This is a genomic window from Herbaspirillum sp. B65, assembly GCF_000333555.1.
GTDB classification, from domain to species: domain Bacteria; phylum Pseudomonadota; class Gammaproteobacteria; order Burkholderiales; family Burkholderiaceae_D; genus Herbaspirillum; species Herbaspirillum rubrisubalbicans.
Genome location: NZ_BADI01000605.1, coordinates 1 through 1,753 on the forward strand (window position 1 = coordinate 1; position 1,753 = coordinate 1,753).

Genomic DNA, 1,753 nt, shown 5'->3' on the forward strand with positions numbered 1-1,753 from the left:
CTTCGGCGACATCTTTGGCGGCGGCGGTGGCCGTGGCCGCAGCTCCGGTCCGCAGGTCTATCGCGGTGCCGACCTGCGCTACAACCTGGAAATCACGCTGGAACAGGCTGCGCACGGCTTCGACACCACCATTCGTGTGCCGTCCTGGGACCAGTGCGATACCTGCCACGGCAGCGGCGCCAAGCCCGGCACCTCGCCGGTCACTTGCACCACCTGCGGCGGTCATGGCCAGGTGCGCATGCAGCAAGGCTTCTTCAGCATCCAGCAGACCTGCCCCAAGTGCCACGGCAGCGGCAAGATCATTCCGGAACCCTGCACCACCTGCGCCGGTGCCGGCCGCATCAAGCGCAACAAGACGCTGGAGGTGAAGATCCCCGAAGGCATCGACGACGGCATGCGCATCCGTTCCTCCGGCAACGGTGAACCGGGCGTCAATGGCGGTCCCCCGGGCGACCTGTACGTGGAAATTCACATCAAGCCGCACGACGTGTTCCAGCGCGATGGTGACGACCTGCATTGCGAGATGCCGATCTCCTTCGCCAAGGCGGCACTGGGTGGCGAGATCTACACGCCGACCCTGAATGGCAAGGCCTCCTTCTCGATTCCCGAAGGGACCCAGAGCGGCAAGACCTTCCGCCTGCGCGGCAAGGGCATCAAGGGCGTGCGTTCCGGTTACGCGGGCGACCTGTTCTGCCACGTCGTGGTGGAGACCCCGGTCAAGCTGACCGATCGCCAGAAGGAACTGCTGCGCGAGTTCGAGCAGCTCACCACTGAAGGCGGCGCCAAGCACAGCCCGCAGACCAAGACCTGGAAGGACAAGGTCCAGGAATTCTTCGAGTAATCAGCAGCATCTGCATCATCGGCAGCAAAGAAAAAGGCCAGCGATCTCGCTGGCCTTTTTCTTGTCCACAGCCTGAATCAAGGCCTCAGAAGCAATGCTCCTGGGCCGGGAAGCTGCCATCCTTCACGGCGCCCACATAGTGGCGCACCGCCTCCTCGATGCCGCTGGCCCCGTCCATGAAGTTGCGCACGAAGCGGCTCTTGTGGCCCGGGAACACGCCCAGCATGTCATGCATCACCAGCACCTGGCCCGAGCAATCGGGACCGGCACCGATGCCGATGGTGGGGATGGCCAGGCGGTCGGTCACTTCCTTGCCCAGCGTGGCCGGCACCGCTTCGATGACCACCAGCGAAGCGCCCGCCTGCTGTACCGCCAGCGCATCCGCATGCAGCTGCGTGGCGCCATCGCTGGTCTTGCCCTGCACCTTGAAGCCGCCCAGCTGGTGCACCGACTGTGGCGTGAGGCCAATGTGCGCGCACACCGGGATGCCGCGCTCGGTGAGGAACTTGATGGTATCGGCCAGCCACACGCCCCCTTCGAGCTTGACCATCTGCGCGCCCGCTTGCATGAGCAGCGCGGCGTTGCGGAAGGCTTCCTCGCGGGTTGGGTAGGTGCCGAAGGGCAGGTCGGCGATAATCAGCATGGTGCGGGTGCCGCGGGCCACTGCCGCCGTGTGGTAGGCCACGTCCTGGATCGTCACCGGCAGGGTCGAATCATGGCCCTGGCAGACCATGCCCAGGGAGTCGCCGATCAACACCGTTTCCAGCCCGGCGCGCTCCATGAGCGTGGCGAAGCTGGCGTCATAACAGGTCAGCATGCTGATCTTGTCGCCCTTGGCGCGCATCGCCTGCAGGGTGTGGGTGGTCATCGGCTTGGCGCGTGCCGCGCCCGATTCCTGAAGATAGCCTGCCA

Annotated in this window: 2 protein-coding genes; one reads left to right on the plus strand and one right to left on the minus strand. The window is 65.1% G+C overall.

Features of this window, described 5'->3' with window-relative positions; all coding sequences use genetic code 11:
* Nucleotides 1-841, plus strand: an 841-nt coding sequence (locus I5W_RS14285; protein ID WP_044529729.1) for a molecular chaperone DnaJ, incomplete at its 5' end; no start/stop codon positions are given.
* A gap of 85 nt (nt 842-926) precedes the next feature.
* On the opposite strand, the gene panB is transcribed toward I5W_RS14285, so the two are convergent.
* On the minus strand, nt 927-1,753 hold an 827-nt coding region (panB, locus tag I5W_RS14290), incomplete at its 5' end, for a 3-methyl-2-oxobutanoate hydroxymethyltransferase (RefSeq protein ID WP_044529730.1).